Annotated in this window: 12 protein-coding genes; 5 read left to right on the top strand and 7 right to left on the bottom strand. The window is 67.3% G+C overall.

All coding sequences use genetic code 11. The features are described 5' to 3' along the window. Positions 1–67 precede the first annotated feature (67 nt). The 5 genes from RT655_RS16385 to RT655_RS16365 form a co-directional block, all read right to left on the bottom strand. Positions 68–835 (bottom strand): class I SAM-dependent methyltransferase, encoded by a 768-nt coding sequence (locus tag RT655_RS16385; RefSeq protein ID WP_313538747.1) that lies wholly within the window; start codon positions 833–835, stop codon positions 68–70. Between the two features lie 2 nt (positions 836–837). After that, positions 838–1,965, bottom strand: coding sequence for a peptide chain release factor 2 (gene prfB, locus RT655_RS16380; protein ID WP_141987612.1), 1,128 nt, complete (start codon positions 1,963–1,965; stop codon positions 838–840). Between the two features lie 81 nt (positions 1,966–2,046). Next, positions 2,047–4,548 carry a penicillin-binding protein 1A gene (locus RT655_RS16375; protein WP_313538744.1) on the bottom strand — a complete coding sequence of 834 codons (2,502 nt, stop codon included), beginning with the start codon at positions 4,546–4,548 and terminating at the stop codon, positions 2,047–2,049. Between the two features lie 65 nt (positions 4,549–4,613). After that, positions 4,614–5,507: an N-acetylmuramoyl-L-alanine amidase gene (locus RT655_RS16370; protein WP_313539132.1), complete on the bottom strand. Its 894-nt coding sequence runs from the start codon at positions 5,505–5,507 to the stop codon at positions 4,614–4,616. 227 nt (positions 5,508–5,734) lie between these two features. Beyond that, on the bottom strand, positions 5,735–6,016 hold the full coding sequence (locus RT655_RS16365) for a hypothetical protein (protein WP_183049287.1): 282 nt from the start codon (positions 6,014–6,016) through the stop codon (positions 5,735–5,737). On the opposite strand from RT655_RS16365, the gene RT655_RS16360 reads away from it, so the two are divergent. From RT655_RS16360 to RT655_RS16340, 5 genes are all read left to right on the top strand, one after another. Further along, the gene (locus RT655_RS16360; RefSeq protein ID WP_313538741.1) at positions 6,009–8,657 is read left to right on the top strand and encodes a ribonuclease E/G; all 2,649 of its coding nucleotides are present in this window, start codon (positions 6,009–6,011) and stop codon (positions 8,655–8,657) included. The two genes, RT655_RS16365 and RT655_RS16360, sit on opposite strands and share 8 nt — an antisense overlap. 107 nt (positions 8,658–8,764) lie before the next feature. Then, complete coding sequence (locus RT655_RS16355; RefSeq protein WP_313538739.1) at positions 8,765–10,144, top strand: M48 family metalloprotease; 1,380 nt, start codon at positions 8,765–8,767, stop codon at positions 10,142–10,144. Further along, the gene (locus RT655_RS16350) at positions 10,144–10,908 is read left to right on the top strand and encodes a DsbA family protein (protein ID WP_313538737.1); all 765 of its coding nucleotides are present in this window, start codon (positions 10,144–10,146) and stop codon (positions 10,906–10,908) included. Before RT655_RS16355 ends, RT655_RS16350 begins: the two co-directional genes overlap by 1 nt. 68 nt (positions 10,909–10,976) lie before the next feature. After that, positions 10,977–11,903 carry an ABC transporter ATP-binding protein gene (locus RT655_RS16345; protein ID WP_093298408.1) on the top strand — a complete coding sequence of 309 codons (927 nt, stop codon included), beginning with the start codon at positions 10,977–10,979 and terminating at the stop codon, positions 11,901–11,903. Further along, positions 11,900–12,670 carry an ABC transporter permease gene (locus RT655_RS16340; protein ID WP_121073141.1) on the top strand — a complete coding sequence of 257 codons (771 nt, stop codon included), beginning with the start codon at positions 11,900–11,902 and terminating at the stop codon, positions 12,668–12,670. Before RT655_RS16345 ends, RT655_RS16340 begins: the two co-directional genes overlap by 4 nt. A 131-nt stretch (positions 12,671–12,801) precedes the next feature. Here RT655_RS16340 and RT655_RS16335 read toward each other — a convergent pair whose 3' ends face one another. Further along, positions 12,802–14,649: a CocE/NonD family hydrolase gene (locus RT655_RS16335; RefSeq protein ID WP_313538734.1), complete on the bottom strand. Its 1,848-nt coding sequence runs from the start codon at positions 14,647–14,649 to the stop codon at positions 12,802–12,804. An 83-nt stretch (positions 14,650–14,732) separates the two neighbouring features. After that, on the bottom strand, positions 14,733–15,701 hold the full coding sequence (gene glpX, locus RT655_RS16330) for a class II fructose-bisphosphatase (RefSeq protein ID WP_313538732.1): 969 nt from the start codon (positions 15,699–15,701) through the stop codon (positions 14,733–14,735). Between the last annotated feature and the right edge of the window lie 35 nt (positions 15,702–15,736).

Below are 15,736 nucleotides of genomic sequence, written 5' to 3'. Positions count from 1 at the left end.
TGGTCTCGGTAAGATCACGGCCCCACCCCAAACCCCTCCCCTGAAGGGGAGGGGCTTTAAGCCGTCATCACTCGTGCGCGCCGTTGGGCTTGGGCGTCACCGCCTTGGCATGCGCGCCGGACTTGCAGGCGCGGATCGTCTCCGGTTCGGGCCTTTCCCCGCGCACCTCGAACACCGCCATATAGCCGCCGGCCGAGGCCATCGGCAGCATCGAGACCTGCGCATAGCCCACCGCCGCGAACTCGCATTTGAGCAACGCGGGCGGCGTGCCGTGATTCTCGGTGGCGCGATCGGCGTCGACCACGATCACCTGCCCCCCCGGCGCCAGCGAGGGCCGCAGCCGCCAGAGGAACTCGTAGGGCGATTCGATCTCGTGGTACATGTGCACCATCAGCACGCGATCGAAGCTGTTCTCGGGCAGCCGCGGATCGGCGGGCAGGCCCAGCCGCACGCTGACATTGTCGAGCTTCTCGCGCACCACGCGCGTCGCCAGCGCGCTGATGTAATCGGGGACGATGTCCTCGGCGACCACCCGCCCCTTGGCGCCGACGCGCTGGCCGAGGCGGATCGTGTAATAGCCTTCGCCCGCGCCGATATCGGCGACGGTCATGCCCGGCTTGATGCCGGCCAAGTCCATCACCTTGCCCGCTTCGTTCAGCCGGTCGCGCTCTTCCTCGCTCGACCAGCGCGACGACACGATCGTCGCCACCGGCCGGTCGGCTGCGGGAAAACCCGAGTTCGCCGGATCATGGCGCTCGTTGCGCACCGCCCGCGGACTGCCGTCGCACGCCGCCAGCAGCAGCGTCACACCGAGCAGCAGGGGCCGCGCGCGCAAGCTCAATCGACATCCTCCACCGCGACGGCCTCGCCCGTCACGCGCTGTGCTAGCGCGGCGGCCATGAAGCTGTCGAGGTCGCCGTCGAGCACGTCGCTCGGCGCGGTGGAGGTGACGCCGGTGCGCAGGTCCTTCACCAGCTGATAGGGCTGGAGCACGTAGGAGCGGATCTGGTGGCCCCAGCCGATATCGGTCTTGGTCGCGTTCTGCGCATCGGCCACGGCTTCGCGCTCGGCCAGCTCGCGCTCGTAGAGGCGGGCGCGGAGCTGGTTGAAGGCTTCGGCGCGGTTCTTATGCTGCGAACGCTGGTTCTGGCACTGCACCACGATACCGGTTGGCAAGTGGGTGATGCGCACCGCCGAGTCGGTGGTGTTGATGTGCTGGCCGCCCGCGCCCGAAGCGCGATAGGTGTCGATGCGCAGCTCGCTCTCGTTGATCTCGATCTCGATATTGTCGTCGATCACCGGGTAGACCCAGACGCTCGCGAAACTGGTCTGGCGGCGCGCGTTCGAATCGAACGGGCTGATGCGCACCAATCGGTGCACGCCGCTCTCGGTCTTGGCATAGCCGTACGCATTCTCGCCCTTGAAAAGCAGGGTCGCGGACTTGATGCCCGCCTGTTCGCCGGCGTGATAGTCGACCAGCTCGACCTTGTAGCCGTGGCGCTCGGCCCAGCGCGTGTACATGCGCTGGAGCATTTCGGCCCAGTCGTTCGATTCGGTGCCGCCGGCGCCGGCGTTGATCTCGACATAGGTGTCGTTGGGATCTGCCTCGCCCGAGAGCAGCGCCTTGACCTTGTCGGCGTCGGAACGCTCGGCGAGTGCGCGCAGGCTCTCGGTCCCGTCGACCGCCATTTCCTCGTCGCCCTCGGCCTCGGCCATCTCGATCAGCTCGACGGTGTCGTTGAGCTCGCTCTCGATCGCGCGCGTCGCGGTGATCGATTCGTCGAGGCGGCGACGCTCGCGCATCACGTCCTGCGCCTTCTTGGCGTCGTTCCACAGCGTCGGATCCTCGACGCGCGCGTTCAGCTCGTCGAGGCGGCGCAGCGCGCGGTCCCAGTCGAGCGAGCGGCGCAGCAGCGCCAGTGCGCTGTTGATCTTGTCGACATATGCCTGCGCTTCAGCGCGCATGTTCCAAACCTTCCGAAGTATCCGCCGGCCGCATCCCAGACGATGCGGCGATCTCAAGCCATATAGGGTGTGGCGGCCTCGCTAGTAGATTCCGCCCTGTTGTTGCAAGAAGTCGCTATCGCCCTGGCGATCGGCCTTGCGCTGCACCGGGGCCGCTGCGGCGGGTGCCGCTTCGGTGTTGGCCGTGCGGCGGGTGCGGCGCGGATCGCTGTCCGGACGGAAGGCTTCCCAGATGATCGAGGAGAGCGGATCGTCGGTCGGCCAGCCATATTGCACCGGCCGCCCGCTGCCGCGATCGATGCGGACCATGCGGATGCCCGGCGGCGCGACGAAGGGCAGCGGATCCAGTCCTTCATAGGCGGGGACCGCGAATTCCTTGAAGATCGGTGCGGCGATCGAGCCACCCTGGGCATAGCCGCCGAGGTTCGTCGGCGTGTCATAGCCGAGATAGAGGCCGCCGATCATCTGCGGGGTGCCGCCGACGAACCACACATCGGTCGGGCCCGTCGTGGTGCCGGTCTTGCCCATCATCGGACGGTTGAGATCGCGCAGCACGGTCGCGGTACCGCGCTGGACCACGCCCTCGGTGATGTGGACCATCTGGTAGGCGACCATCGGGTCGATCACCTGCCGAGCGCGGACGATCGGGCGCGGCATCGCCTTGCCGTCCCAGTCGCGCGCGTTGCAGCCCGAGCAGGCGCGCCAGCCGGCGGGGAAGATCACCTTGCCGCGACGGTCCTGGACGAAGTCGATCAGCGTGGGGTTCAGCGCGCGGCCCTGGTTCACCAGGATCGAATAGGCGTTGACCATCCGCAGCACCGTCGTCTCGCCCGCGCCCAGCGCATAGGAGAGGTACGGCGGCAGCCGGTTCTTGGAGACGCCCAGCCGCTGGATCGTGTCGACCACCTTATCCATGCCGGTGGCGTTGGCGATCTGCACGGTCATCAGGTTGCGCGACTGCTCGATGCCCCAGCGCAGCGTGTGCGGGCCGGCGCCGCGGGCATTGCCGAAGTTGCGGAAGCACTTCTGGCCGAGCCCCGCCCCCTGCCACACGCAGAAGGGACCATCGACGACGATCGAAGCCGGGGTCATCCCGTTCTCGAGCGCGGAAGCATAGACGATTGGCTTGATCGTCGAGCCCGGCTGGCGGGTCGCCTGCGTCGCGCGGTTGAACGCTTGCAGGCGCGAATCGAAGCCGCCCTGCATCGCCAGGATGCGGCCGGTCGAGGGATCCTCGACGACCATGCCGCCCGAGACCTTGGGAACGCTGCGCAGGCTCCAGTTGCCGCCCTCGGGCGCAACGGCGAGGATGTCCCCGACCTTGATCGCATCGAAGGCATGGCCGCCCTTGCCGCGGATCGGCATCTGGGCGGCGCTTTCCGGCAGCGTGCCGGTGTCGCCGTCGTCGAAGCCGAGCTGGAGGCTGCGCGAATCGCGGGCGATCACCACGGCGGCGCGCCAATTGTCGTAATCGACGCCGATATTCTTCGAGACGAAGGCCGAATACCAGCCATCACCCTCGAACTGCACCTTGCCGATCGGCCCCGACCAGCCGCGGCCGCGATCGAAGCGCAGCAGGCCGTCGCGCAAGGCACGCTGGGCATAGGCCTGGAGCCGCGGGTCCAGCGAGCTGCGCACCCACAGGCCGCCGTCATAGACGCTGTACGGCCCGTCCTCGCGCTTCTCACCGAACTGGCGAGCGAGCTGGCGGCGGACCTCCTCGACGAAATAGCCCCCCACCCGCTCGAAGCGCGGCGTCTGGCGCGGCACGGTGCCGAGCGGCGAGGCGACCGCCTGGTCATGCTGCGCCTGGTTGATGAAGCCGTTGCGCAGCATTTCGCCGAGCACCCAGTTGCGGCGATCGAGCGCGCGCTGGGTATTGCGATCGGGATCGTAATTGGCGGGGCCCTTGGGCAGGATCGCCAGATAAGCCATCTGCGCCAGACTCAACTTGTCGAGCGGCTTGCCGAAATAGGCATCGCTCGCCGCCGCCACGCCACCCGAATTGCGCCCCAGCTCGATGGCGTTGAGGTACAATTCCATGATCTGCGGCTTGGACAGCGTGTCCTCGATCCGCCAGGCGAGGATCGCTTCCTTGAGCTTGCGGGTATAGCTCGCCTCGTTGCCCACCGCGAGATTCTTGGCGACCTGCTGGGTGATGGTGGAGGTGCCGCGCGGGGTCTTGCCACGGAGGATGCCCTCGCCCGCCGCGCGCACCAGCCCGGGGAAATCAAGCCCGTGGTGCGAGAAGAAGGTACGGTCTTCCGCTGCCATGAAGGCGCGGACCAGCAGCGGCGGGAACTCGTTGTAGCTGAGCTGCACGCGGCGCATCTGGGCATAAGCGTGGATGGGCGCGCCGTCAGCGGAGCGGACATAGCTGGGCAGCTGCGGCTCATAGCTGCGCAGCTTGTTGACCGAGGGCAGATCGCGCGCGACGAGCAGCCAGACGGCGAACACCAGCAGCCCGGCGAGCAGCGCCAGGATCGCGAGCGTGCGGAACCACCAGCGCCGCCGCAGCCGCGCCCAGCGGCCGGGCGTGCGTTCGTTGGGCTGGGGAATTGGGGGAGTGTCGCCGTCGGCCATGCGGCGCGCGGTGTAGCACCTTTTCGGGCGGAAGAAAGGGAGCCGCGCCCGGCGCCTGTCCCAGGTCAGCGGGTGGCGAGGTAGATTTCGGTCGCCCGGCGCACCGCTGCGGCGAGCCGTGCGCGGGCCTCGGGCGAACCGAGCGCCTGCGCATCCTCGGCATTGGAGACATAGCCCAACTCGAACAGCACCGAGGGCATGTCGGGCGCCTTGAGCACCATCAGCGCCGCCATCCGCCGGGGCCGCGCATGCAGCCGCATCGCCGGCGCGACCTCGCGGGCCAGCAGATCGGCATAGCGCGCGGACACGCCCATGGTACGGCGCTGGGCGAGATCGATCAGCAGCGAAGCAATATCGGCGCGCTCGCTCCCCAGATCGACGCCGGCGAGCAGATCGGCACGATTCTCGCGCGCCGCCATCCGCGCCGCTTCCTTGTCCGACGCGACTTCGGAAAGGGTATAGAGCGTCCCGCCCGAGGCGAGCGGATCGGCCGCGCTGTCGCAGTGGAGCGACAGGAACAGCGCGGCGCCCAGCCGGCGGCCGATATCGGTGCGCTGCTGCAGCGGCACGAACGAATCATCGTCGCGCGTCATCGCCACGCGGACGCGGCCCGAGGCGAGCAGCGCGTCGCGGATCGCGCGGGCGGCTGCCAGCGTCAGTGCCTTTTCGGTGATGCCGTCGACACCCGGCGCGCCGGGATCGCGCCCGCCGTGGCCGGGATCGAGCACCACCAGCGGCAGTCCCGACGCGCCCTGGACGCGGGGCAATGGGCCGCCTTTCGCCGCCACCGGCTCGGGCATAGCGAGGCTGACGCTATAGTCCTCCGCGCGCCAGGCGAAGCGCGGGCCAGCCTCGCCCTCAAAGGGCACGACCAGCGCGTCCTGCTCGACCCGCATATGCTCGACAAGCCCGACCCAGCCGGGGAGACCGGTCAGCCAGCCGGCGATCAGGAACAGCATCCAGGACACAGCCTCGCTATGCCGCGCCCGCCCGCGGCCGGTCCAGCCTCCAAATCGAACCGGAGGACTTGGTTAACCGGATGCGAAGAACCATTTGCTAGGCCGAGGGATCGAAATCCTCCCAAATGCTTTGTGGCGCTCGGGGGACCCAAATCTTCCAAAGCCGAGCCGGTTGCCGCAACGACATAGCGGTGCTAGGTAGGATATGCTTCCGGCACTGCGCCGGATCAGGCACGCGACGCTTCTTTGTCGCGACAGTTCAGGTTGACGTTCGCATGAGGCAATTTCCCCACCGTCCGCATCGCCAGGCCTTCGCGGCCGGCAGCGTGGCGATGGTGGAGCAAGGGGACCGCTGGTCCGCTCGTGCCCGTGCAGCAACAGCAGTTTTTGAAACCCGCGCTACCCGGATCGGCCTCGCCGATCGTCTGGGGCGCTTCTTGTATCGCGCGCTCGCGCCCCATTCCCTCGAGGAACTGTGCCGGCGCGCCCGGAGAATCATCAATGACCATGCGTATGCTGATCGACGCACGCCACCGGGAAGAAACCCGCGTGGCCGTCGTCAAAGGGAATCGAATCGAGGAATTTGACTTCGAGTCCGCTGAGCGCAAGCAGCTCAAGGGCAATATCTATCTCGCGAAGGTGACCCGGGTCGAGCCGTCGCTGCAGGCGGCCTTCGTGGATTACGGCGGCAACCGCCACGGCTTCCTCGCCTTCTCGGAAATCCATCCCGACTATTACCAGATCCCCAAGGAAGATCGCGAAGCCCTGCTGCGCGAAGAGGCCGAGCATGCCGCGCAGGAAGCCGCGCTGCGCGAAGCCGATGGGGACGATGACGACGATCATCACGATCACGACCATGATCACGACGACCATGAAGACGGCGTTGAGATGGTCGAGCGCGCCCATGATGACGAGGAAGCCTCGGAAGGCGAAGACGCGCCGCAGGGCGGCCGCCGCCGTCGCGGTCGTGGCGGCAATGGCGACGAGGCCGAGGCCCTGCGCCAGCGCCGCATGAACCTGCGCCGCCGCTACAAGATCCAGGACGTGATCCGCCGCCGCCAGGTGCTGCTGGTGCAGGTCGTCAAGGAAGAGCGCGGCAACAAGGGTGCGGCGCTGACCACCTATCTCAGCCTCGCCGGCCGCTACTGCGTGCTGATGCCGAACACCGCGCATGGCGGCGGCATCTCGCGCAAGATCAACTCGGCCGCCGATCGCAAGCGCCTCAAGGGCATCATGGCGGACCTCAAGCTGCCCGCCTCGATGGGCTGCATCGTCCGTACCGCCGGCCTGCAGCGCACCAAGACCGAGATCAAGCGCGACTTCGACTATCTTGCCCGGCTGTGGGACGAGATTCGCGAGAAGACGCTCACCTCCTCCGCGCCCGCGCTCGTCTATGGCGACAGCGACCTGATGAAGCGGGCGATCCGCGACATATACAACCGCGACATCGACGAGGTGATCGTCGAGGGCGAGGAAGGCTATCGCCAGGCCAAGGACTTCATGAAGCTCCTGATGCCGAGCCATGCCCGCAAGGTGCGGCAATATGCCGATGCGGTGCCGCTGTTCCAGCGCGCCGGCGTCGAGGAGCAGCTGTCGGCGATGTACCACCCGGTGGTGCAGCTGAAGTCCGGCGGCTATCTCGTGATCAACCCGACCGAGGCGCTGGTGTCGATCGACATCAACTCGGGCCGGTCGACGCGCGAGCACAATATCGAGCAGACCGCGACTGCGACCAACCTCGAAGCCGCCCAGGAAATCGCCCGCCAGCTCCGCCTGCGCGACATGGCGGGCCTGGTCGTGATCGACTTCATCGACATGGATCATTCGTCCAACGTCCGTAAGGTCGAGAAGGCGATGAAGGAGGCGCTGAAGAATGATCGCGCCCGCATCCAGGTCGGCCGCATCTCGCCCTTCGGCCTGATGGAAATGAGCCGCCAGCGCCTGCGCACCGGCGTGCTCGAAGCCTCCACCCGCACCTGCCCGCATTGCGAAGGCACCGGCCTGGTCCGTACCGCCTCGTCGGCCGGCCTGTCGGCACTGCGCATGATCGAGGACGAGGCTGCTCGCGGCCGCGGCTCGCAGATCCTGCTGCGCGCCAGCCAGGAAGCGGCCTTCTACGTGCTCAACAAGAAGCGCGGCGAGCTGGCCGAGATCGAGGATCGCTACGGCGTTCTGGTCGAGGTCGAGGCGGACGGCGAGCTGGAAGGCGCGCGCATGACGGTGGAGGCCTCGGGCCCGCCGCCGGCCTATGCGCCCAAGATCGAGCCGCTGCTCGAGGAGCCGGAAGAGGACTTCGTCGAGGAGATCGAGGAAGAGGAAGAAGAGCTCGAAGCCGAGGCGGAAGCCGAAGCCGCCGAGCCGCGCGAGCGGACCGAACGCCCGGAACGTGGCGAGCGTGAGGGTGAAGGCCGCGGCAAGCGCCGTCGCCGCCGTCGCGGTCGCGGCCGTCGTGGTCGCGAGGAAGGCGAAGGCCAAGACGAGCAGCCAGAGACCGAAGGCGCCGAGGGCGACATCGAGGCAGACGAGGCCGAGCCGACCGAAGTCGAGGCAGTGGCCGAGACCGAGGAAACCGCAGCTCAGCGCGAGGAAGGCGAGCGTAACCGCAAGCGCCGTCGTCGCGGCCGTCGCGGCGGTCGTCGCGGTGCCGGTGAAGAGGGTGCCGAGCAGGCAGCCGACGACGTGGGTGAGGCCGACGAGTCCGACGCGCCTGTCGCCGCGCCCGAGCCCGTCGCCGAAGCAGCCCCTGCCCCGGCAGCGGTAGAGGCTGAGCCGGAAGCGCCGGCCAAGCCGAAGCGCACCCGTCGCAAGAAGGCCGACGTCGAAGCGGAGGCCGCCCCGGTCGCCGTCGAGGCGCCCGCCGAGGAAGCGCCGGCCAAGCCCAAGCGCACGCGTCGCAAGAAGGCAGACGTCGAGGCGGAAGCCGCACCGGTTGCCGTCGAGGCACCCGCTGAGGAGGCCCCCGCCAAGCCCAAGCGCACCCGCCGCAAGAAGGCGGATGTCGCCGCCGAAGCGGCTCCCGAGGCACCCGCCGTTGAGGCACCGGTTGCGCAGGACGTGACCACGACCGCCGAAGAACCGGCCATCGAGGAAGCACCGGCCGAGGACGGTCAGCCCCGCCGCGGCTGGTGGCAGCGGACCTTCGGCGCCTGAGGAAGATCCCCGGCGCGCCCGCTCGCGCCGCGCCGGGGCTTTCAGTGTAGGTTCAGGGCCTTATTGCCAGGGCAGCCCTTCGAACGAGTCCCCGGGGAGTATCGAACATGGCGCGCATCCACCGACTGGCCACGCTGCTCGCGATGCTCTGCCTCGCATCGTTCGCATCGCGCCCGGCGATGGCGCAGTCGGTGCTCCGCGATGCCGAAACCGAAGCGCTGCTGGCCGACATGGCCAAGCCGCTGTTCACCGCCGCGGGCCTCAATCCCGCCAATGGCAAGGTGGTGCTGATCGGCGATCCGTCGATCAACGCCTTCGTCGCCGGCGGACAGATCGTCTATGTCAATGCGGGCCTGATCGACGCGGCGGATACCGCCAACCAGGTCCAGGGCGTCGTCGCCCACGAAATTGGCCATATCGTCGGCGGGCACGCGGTGTTCCAGCGCGACGGCGGCTATGGCAACATCTCGATCCTCAGTCTGCTGCTCGGCGCCGCCGCGATGGCGGCGGGTTCGGCCGAGGCCGGCACCGGCATCCTGATGGCCGGCCAGCGCGCCGCGATCGGCAAGTACCTCGCCTATAGCCGCGTGCAGGAATCCTCCGCCGACGCGGCAGGGGTGCGCTTCCTCAATACCGCGGGCATCACCGGCAAGGGCATGCTCAGCTTCTTCGACAAGCTGACGCAAGAGATGCACCGCTACGGCTATTACAGCACCGATCCCGAAGTCGATCCCTTCGCGCAGACCCACCCAATGTCGCAGGATCGCGTGCAGACGCTGAAGGCCGATCTCGAAGGTTCGCCCAACTGGACCAAGCCGCTCGATCCCGATCTCGAGCGTCGGTTCAAGCGGGTCCAGGCCAAGCTGCGCGGCTATACCAGCGATCCCAAGAAGACGCTGCGCATCTATCCCAAGACCGACCACTCGATCCCGGCGCATTATGCGCGCGCCTATGCCTATCACCAGTCGGGCTATCCCGAGCAGGCCGCCGAGGAAACCGCGGCGCTGGTCAAGCTTGCGCCCAACGACCCCTATTTCCTCGAGTTGCAGGGCCAGATCCTGCTCGAATCGGGCCAGCCCCAAGCCTCGCTCGAGCCGCTGCGCAAGGCGACACAGCTCTCCAACAACTCGCCGCTGATCGCTAGCACCTTCGGCCACGCGCTGGTCGCGACCGAGGACAAGGCGAACCTCAAGGAGGCCGAGCAGGTGCTGCGCGATTCGCTTACCCGCGACCGCGACAATCCCTTCGCCTGGGTCAATCTCGGCACCGTCTATGACCGTGAGGGCGACGAGCCGCGCACCGCGCTCGCCACCGCCGAGCGCGCCAACCTGATCGGCGATGCGCGCACCGCGACGGTCAGCGCGCGGCGCGCGATGGGTGGCCTGCCCCAAGGTTCGCCCGAATGGATCCGCGCGCAGGACATCGCGATGGTCTCCGACCAGGCGATGAAGGACGACAAGAAGAACAAGGGACGCGGCGGACAATAATGAAACAGTCGAAGCTGTTCCTGGGCAGCGCCCTGCTGCTCGCCGCGGTGCTGGGCGGCCTCGTCGTGCTCGGGCTGCAGGCGCTGCTGCCTGGAATCGGTGGGAACAAGGCGCAGGTCGAACGCATCGTCCACGGCTATCTGCTCGAGAACCCGTCGATCCTCCGCGACATGATGGAGAAGCTCCAGCAGCAGGAAAATGCAGAGACACAGAAAGCGCAGGACGGTGCACAGGCCGCCGTCCCCGCCGCGCTGCCGGCACTGACCACGCCCTTCGCCAGCGCCTGGGCGGGCAATCCGAACGGCGACGTCACCGTCACCGTGTTCATGGATTATGCCTGCGGCTATTGCCGTGCGAGCCTGCCCGGCCTGGCCGAGCTGATCGCCAAGGATCCGGGCGTCCGTATCGTCTATCGCGAATATCCGGTGCTGGGCGAGGCTAGCGTCGTGGCTGCGCGCTTTGCGCTGGCCGCCGCACAGCAGGGCAAATTCCGCGCCTTCCACGATGCGCTGTTCGCCAGCGGCGGACCCAGCAATGCAACGATCAGCGATGCGCTCGCCAAGGCTGGCCTCGATCCGACGGCGACGCAGAAGCTCGCCAACAGCGATGCGATCGCCAGGGAGATCGACGCCAACCACCGGCTCGGCATGAAGCTGGCGATGAACGGCACGCCCGCCTGGGTGGTGGGCAAGCAGATACTGTACGGCGCGCGCGACTATCAAGCGCTGGTCGACGCCGTCGCGATCGCCCGTAAGACCAAATAACTAGGGCATCTTGCCCACACCCCGGCGCCACCCTAGCTAACGGGCTCCTTCCGGCCGGGGCCACATCCATGCAACCCATCCTGTCGCTGCGCCAGGTCTCCAAGACCTACGCGTCGGGCCATACCGCGCTCGACCATGTCGATCTCGACATCCACAAGGGCGAGATCTTCGCCCTGCTCGGGCCGAACGGCGCGGGCAAGACCACGCTCATCTCGATCATCTGCGGTATCGTCACGCCGAGCACCGGCACCATCCTGGTCGACGGGCATGACGCGATCCGCCAGCCGCGCGCGGCGCGTTCCAAGATCGGCCTGGTGCCGCAGGAGATCGCGGTCGACATGTTCTCGCGCGTCGGCTCCGCCGCCCGCTATTCGCGCGGGCTGTTCGGCAAGGCGCCCGACAACGCCTATTGCGATCAGCTCCTCAAGGACCTGTCGCTGTGGGACAAGCGCGACGCCAAGATCATGGAGCTGTCCGGCGGCATGAAGCGCCGGGTGATGATCGCCAAGGCATTGAGCCACGAGCCCGACATCCTGTTCCTCGACGAGCCCACCGCGGGCGTCGATGTCGAGCTGCGCCGCGACATGTGGAAGCTGATCGGCCGCCTGCGCGACCGCGGCACCACGATCATCCTGACCACCCACTATATCGAGGAGGCCGAGGAAATGGCCGACCGGGTGGGCGTGATCAACAAGGGCAAGCTGCTGCTGGTCGAGGAAAAGACCGCGCTGATGAAGAAGCTCGGCAAGCGCGAGCTCGATCTCAGCCTGGTCGAGCCGCTCGCCGCCATCCCGGCCGAGCTCGGCGAATGGCAGCTGAGCCTCGCCGACGAGGGGCACAAGCTGCGCTACACCTTCGATGCGCAGGCCGAACGCACCGGCATCCCGTCGCTGCTGCGCAAGCTGCACGACCTCAACATCGCCTTCAAGGATCTCGACACGTCCAAGTCGAGCCTGGAGGACATCTTCGTCGACCTGGTGGGGGCACAGGCATGAACGGCATCAACTTTCCCGGCATCTGGGCGATCTACAAGTTCGAGATGGCCCGCACGATCCGCACGCTGTGGCAGTCGATCGCGACCCCGGTGATCACCACCTCGCTCTATTTCGTCGTGTTCGGCGGGGCGATCGGCAGCCGGATCGATGCGATCCACGGCGTGAATTACGGCAGCTTCCTGGTGCCGGGCCTGATCATGCTGTCGCTGCTGATGCAGAGCATCGCCAATGCCTCGATCGGCATCTACTTCCCCAAATTCACCGGCACGGTGTTCGAACTGCTCTCGGCGCCGATCTCGGCGATCGAGCTGGTGGTGGGGTTCGTCGGCGCGGCCGCGACCAAATCGGTGGTGATCGGACTGATCATCCTGGCCACCTCGGCGCTGTTCGTGCCGCTGCGGGTGGACCATCCCGCCGCGATGCTCGCCTTCCTGGTGCTGACCGCGGTGACGTTCAGCATGTTCGGCTTCATCATCGGCATCTGGGCGAAGAGCTTCGAGCAGCTCAACATCGTGCCCTCGCTGCTGGTGACCCCGCTGACCTTCCTCGGCGGCGCCTTCTACTCGATCGATATGCTCCCCGAGCCCTGGCACACGGTGAGCCTGTTCAACCCGGTGGTCTATCTGGTGAGCGGCTTCCGCTGGAGCTTCTTCGGGCACGGCGATGTCGACATCGCCTGGAGCTTGGGCTTCACCGGCGTGTTCCTGCTGCTGTGCCTGGGGCTGATCGTATGGATCTTCCGCACCGGCTACCGGCTGAAGAATTGATCAAGCACAATTAAGCCCCTCCTCCTTGGAGGAGGGGTCGGGGTGGAGGGATTCCAGAACGTACGTTGGTCTCTGCGAGACCCTGCCCCACCCCAACCCCTCCCCCTGAAGGGGAGGGGCTTAAGTGCAGCCTATCGCACCACCGGCAGCGTTACCGCCGAGCCCGCACACACCCGCTGCGTCGCCTTGCGGTAATCCTCCGGCTTGGCCTTGTAGATGTTGGGCACGAAGGTCTGCGGGTTGCGGTCGATCACCGGGAACCAGCTCGACTGGACTTGCACCATGATCCGGTGGCCCTTCTTGAACACATGGTCGTGGTCGCGCAGCGGGAAGTCCCAGGCGGTCACCTGATCGGGCACCAGCGGCGTCGCCTGCTCGAAGCTCTTGAGATAGCGCCCGCGGCGGATCTCCATCGCGATCGGCAGCTCATAGCCGTTGAGGCCCTTGGCATAGGCGCCGAGCGCGGTCGGCGCCTTCTCGACATCCTCGGGGAACACGTCGATCAGCTTGACGACGAAGTCGCTGTCGGTGCCGCTGGTAGAGGCCATTAGCTTGGCGGTAACCGCCCCGGTGACGGTCAGGTCATTGTCCAGCGGCGCGGAGACATAGCTCAGCACGTCGGGACGATCGTCGACGAAGCGCTGATCCTCGGCCTCCCACCAGCGCCAGTCGGGCGTGGCATAGGTGGCGGACATCGGCCGGGGGCGGAACGGCACCGGGCGCGCGGGATCGCTCACATAGTCGCGGCACCCCTCGCCTGCCGCGGGCGCGGTGGAGCTGAGCGAGCCGTCGCCGTGCAGGTACAGGCTGGTCGCCTGCGCGTTGGCGAGCGGATAGGTCTGATAGGTCTTCCACTGCCACGACCCCGACTGGAAGCTCTTCAGCGCGAAGTCCGGCCTGGTGCCAGTGCCGTGCAGCCAATAGGCGAAGAACGGCGCCTCGATCTGCTCGACAAACTGGGTGCCGCTGTCGACGCCGAACGGGATGCGGCCGAGGCTGTTCGCCGGCGTGTGCCAAGTGCCGTGCGCCCAGGGGCCCGCGACCATCAGCGCGAGCTTGTTCGGATCATTCTCGCGCTGCTTTTCCCAGATCTTCCAGCTGCCCCAGGGATCCTCCTGGTCCCAATAGCCCGCGACATTGAGCGTTGGCACGGTTGTCTTGCCGAGCGCGTTGGACCAGACCTGCTTCTTCCAATGATCGTCGTAGTCGGGATGCTCGATCATCTCGCGGAAGCGCGGCACCCGACCCTTGAAGTATTTCTTCTCGATGTCGTCGGGCGAGCCGGCGTGAAGGAACCAGTCATAGGTGTCGTAGCGATCGTACAGGTCGATGCCGGCATTGGTCTTGTCGGCCTGGAGGCTGTTCACCCAGTCGCTGGCATAGGTGAGCCGCATCGCGCCCCAGCGGTGGAGATCGTCATTCTTCCAATAGTCGATCCAGGCCGCCTGCGGGCTGGTCGCCTTGAGCGCCGGGTGGGGCTTTGCAAGCGCGATCGCGGCGGTGAATCCGGGATAGGAGACGCCCCACATGCCGACCTTGCCGTTGTTGGGCTTCACATTCTTCACCAGCCAGTCGATCGAATCATAGGCGTCGGTCGCCTCGTCGACCGCGCCCTTGCCGGTCTTCACCTCGGTGGAGAGCGTGAACGGCCCGCCCTCGGACTTGAAGCGGCCGCGCATGTCCTGGAACACGAAGATATAGCCGTCGCGGACCAGCGGCGCCCAGCTGTTCGGCACGCGCCCCGGCGCGGCGTCTGGCGAGCCATAAGGGCTGCGCTGGAACAGGATCGGCAGCCGGCCGGTGGCCCCCTTGGGCCGCAGGATGACGGTGTGGAGCTTCACCCCGTCGCGCATCGGGATCATCGCTTCTTCGAAGGTGAAGGGCGCATCGGTCGCGGTGGGGGTGAGCTGCGGCGGCGCGGCGGCCGCGAGAGGGGCGGCAAGCGCCGCAAGTGCTACCGTAACCAGCCAGTGCCGCATGTTCGTCGATCCCCCAGAAAGCGAGGGTGACGTGGTGCGGCAAGACGCCGCCGGGATCAAGCCGGCGGCGCCGCTCTCACCGGTTAGTCGATGCGGTGCTCGCCCTTGACCCAGCGCACCGTGCCCGAGCTGGCGCGCATCACCACGCTCTCGGTGGTCATCTTGCCCTTCACCCGCTTCACGCCGGCGAGCAGCGAGCCGTCGGTGACGCCGGTCGCCGCGAAGATGCAGTCGCCCTTGGCGAGCTCCTCGAGCGCATAGACCTTGTCGAGATCCCCGATGCCCCATTTCGCCGCCCGCGCGCGCTCATCATCGTTGCGGAAGACGAGCCGGCCTTGGAACTGGCCGCCGACGCAGCGCAGCGCGGCGCACGCCAGCACGCCCTCGGGCGCGCCGCCCTGGCCCATATAGACGTCGATCGTGGTCGTCGGGTCGGTGGTGGCGATCACGCCGGCCACGTCGCCGTCCGGGATCAGCATGATGCCGCAGCCGATGCCGCGCAGCTCGGCGATCAGCTTCTCGTGGCGCGGGCGATCGAGCACGCAGGCGATGATCTCGCTGGGCTTGACGCCCTTGGCAGCGGCGATCGCCTCGACATTCTCGGTCGGGGTCTTGTTGAGGTCGATCACGCCCTGCGGGTAGCCGGGGCCGACCGCGATCTTGTCCATGTACACGTCGGGCGCGTTGAGCAGGTTGCCCTCTTCCGCCACCGCCAGCACCGCCAGCGCATTGGGGCCGGCCTTGGCGGTGATCGTGGTGCCTTCCAGGGGATCGAGCGCGATGTCGATCTTGGGGCCCTTGCCGATCGCCGAGCCGACCTTCTCGCCGATATAGAGCATCGGCGCCTCGTCGCGCTCGCCCTCGCCGATCACCACGGTGCCGTCCATGTAGAGCTGGTTGAGCGCCTCGCGCATCGCCTCCACCGCGGCTGCATCGGCGGCCTTTTCGTCGCCGCGGCCGATCAGGCTGGAGGCGGAGATCGCCGCAGCTTCGGTGACGCGCACCATTTCGAGCACGAGGACACGGTCTAAGACTTGGCTTGCGTTCGGCATCGGTTGGGGATTCCCTTTTCGATTTGTGCGTCGCG

This window comes from Sphingomonas sp. (assembly GCF_032114135.1).
Lineage (GTDB): Bacteria > Pseudomonadota > Alphaproteobacteria > Sphingomonadales > Sphingomonadaceae > Sphingomonas.
This window is presented reverse-complemented; position numbering and strand designations above follow the sequence as displayed.

Excerpts from the sequence above, each read along its gene's own strand:
- RT655_RS16375 (WP_313538744.1), bottom strand. The coding sequence starts at position 4,548 with ATGGCCGACGGCGACACTCCCCCAATTCCCCAGCCCAACGAACGCACG.
- RT655_RS16370 (WP_313539132.1), bottom strand. The coding sequence starts at position 5,507 with ATGCTGTTCCTGATCGCCGGCTGGCTGACCGGTCTCCCCGGCTGGGTC.
- RT655_RS16335 (WP_313538734.1), bottom strand. The coding sequence starts at position 14,649 with ATGCGGCACTGGCTGGTTACGGTAGCACTTGCGGCGCTTGCCGCCCCT.
- RT655_RS16360 (WP_313538741.1), top strand. The coding sequence starts at position 6,009 with ATGACCATGCGTATGCTGATCGACGCACGCCACCGGGAAGAAACCCGC.
- RT655_RS16345 (WP_093298408.1), top strand. The coding sequence starts at position 10,977 with ATGCAACCCATCCTGTCGCTGCGCCAGGTCTCCAAGACCTACGCGTCG.
- RT655_RS16355 (WP_313538739.1), top strand. The coding sequence starts at position 8,765 with ATGGCGCGCATCCACCGACTGGCCACGCTGCTCGCGATGCTCTGCCTC.
- RT655_RS16350 (WP_313538737.1), top strand. The coding sequence starts at position 10,144 with ATGAAACAGTCGAAGCTGTTCCTGGGCAGCGCCCTGCTGCTCGCCGCG.
- RT655_RS16340 (WP_121073141.1), top strand. The coding sequence starts at position 11,900 with ATGAACGGCATCAACTTTCCCGGCATCTGGGCGATCTACAAGTTCGAG.
- RT655_RS16365 (WP_183049287.1), bottom strand. The coding sequence starts at position 6,016 with ATGGTCATTGATGATTCTCCGGGCGCGCCGGCACAGTTCCTCGAGGGA.
- prfB (WP_141987612.1), bottom strand. The coding sequence starts at position 1,965 with ATGCGCGCTGAAGCGCAGGCATATGTCGACAAGATCAACAGCGCACTG.
- glpX (WP_313538732.1), bottom strand. The coding sequence starts at position 15,701 with ATGCCGAACGCAAGCCAAGTCTTAGACCGTGTCCTCGTGCTCGAAATG.